The organism is Mycobacterium parascrofulaceum ATCC BAA-614, from assembly GCF_000164135.1.
Classification (GTDB): Bacteria; Actinomycetota; Actinomycetes; order Mycobacteriales; family Mycobacteriaceae; genus Mycobacterium; species Mycobacterium parascrofulaceum.
Genome location: NZ_GG770595.1, coordinates 1 through 1776, shown reverse-complemented (window position 1 = coordinate 1776; position 1776 = coordinate 1). Strand labels below are relative to the sequence as shown.

Below are 1776 nucleotides of genomic sequence, written 5' to 3'. Positions count from 1 at the left end.
TAGGAGCCTGCTGAATTAATCCCGCGTGGCGGGGTGGGTTGTCCTGGGGTTTTTCGGGATGATGGGTGGGTGCAGGGTCGCTCTGATGATCAGCGTGAGTTGTTGGATGCCGAGTCGGTCGCCGGGCATCTTTTGAAGCCTGAGAGTGTGTTTGGGTTTTTGGCGGCGCATCGGGGTGAGTTGTTTCCCGAGGAGATGTTCGCCGATCTGTTCCCTTCGCGGCGGGGCCGACCGAGTGTGCCGGCCGAGGTGATGGCCTCGGTGATCACCCTGCAGGCGCTGCACAGTCTGTCTGATAACGAGACCGTGGATGCGGTCACCTTCGATCTGCGATGGAAGGCGGCTTGCGGGTTGCCGATCACCGCGGCGGCATTTCACTCCACGACGTTGACCTACTGGCGGCGCCGACTGGCAGCATCGGATCGGCCGAACCGGATCTTCGAGGCGGTCAAGGCTGTTGTGGCGGCGACCGGAGTATTGGCGGGCAAGACACGGCGGGCCTTGGATTCCACCGTGCTCGACGACGCGGTCGCCACCCAGGACACGGTCACTCAGTTGATCGCGGCGATCCGTCGGGTCCGCCGCGAGATCCCCGCCGCTGCAGCGGTGATCGAACAACACTGCACTGCCCACGATTACGACGATCCGGGTAAACCAACGATCGCCTGGAACGACAAGGCAGCCCGCGACCAGCTCGTCGATGCCCTCGTCGGCGACGCGCACCGCCTGCTGGGCCATCTGCCCGACCAGGACCTCGGGCCGCGTGCTGCGGAGGCGGTCGCGTTGTTGGCGCTGGTCGCCGGGCAAGACGTCGAGCCGGTCGAGGGTTCCGACGGCACCGATGGGCAGTGGCGCATCGCCCGGCAGGTCGTCCCGGATCGGGTCATCTCCACCGTCGATCCCGACACTCGCCACGCCCACAAGACCGTGCACCGGCGCCAGGACGGCTTCAAGGCCCATATCGCGGTCGAACCCGACACCGGGATTATCACCGACTGCGCTCTGACCAAGGCCAATGGCCCTGACAACCACGAAGCCGTGGTCGGACTGGCCCTCCTAGACGACGAACAGGCTCCGGTGCGGGTGTTCGGCGATGCGGCCTACGGCACCGGCGCAGCCCGGGCCGCACTGGCCGACCGGGAGCACGGCGCAGTGATCAAGCCGATACCGCTGCGGACCCCGGTGCCCGGCGGATTCACCAGCGACGACTTCAGCATCGATTTCGATGCCCGCACTGTGACCTGTCCAGCCGAGCACACCGTCGCGATTACGCCCAGCGGCGGCGCACAATTTGAAAAGCACTGCCGCGCATGTCCATTACGGACGCAGTGCACCACGGCCAAGCATGGACGCAAACTCACCATCAGTGAACACGAGCACCATCTACGCGCAGCACGGGCACTGGCGCGCACACCCGAATGGCAGGCCGAGTACCGCCGGCACCGACCCATGGTGGAACGCTCGATCGCCTGGCTGACCCGAGGAAGCCGCAAAGTCCGCTACCGCGGTGTGGCCAAGAACGATCACTGGCTGCACCACCGTACCGCCGCGCTGAACCTGCGCCGCCTGCTCACGATGGGCCTGACCCACACCGGCACCACCTGGGCGCTGGCCTAAAGCGCCGGCCGGGAGCCTTGCCATCCAGCCAACCCCAATGCCACGCTGACCATGGCGGGGTGACCTCTTCTGTCGACCTCCGGGTCTGACTTCAAATCAGCGCCGCAGAGCGCCTCGAGGCACCCCGCCCCAAAACGCCCTAATTCAGCAGGCTCCTAG

At 65.9% G+C, this 1776-nt stretch carries 1 protein-coding gene; it reads left to right on the top strand.

Annotation, left to right across the window (positions count from 1 at the left end):
- Positions 1–69: 69 nt before the first annotated feature.
- Positions 70–1617, top strand: coding sequence for an IS1182 family transposase (locus HMPREF0591_RS29680; RefSeq protein WP_007172579.1), 1548 nt, complete (start codon positions 70–72; stop codon positions 1615–1617).
- Positions 1618–1776 lie beyond the last annotated feature (159 nt).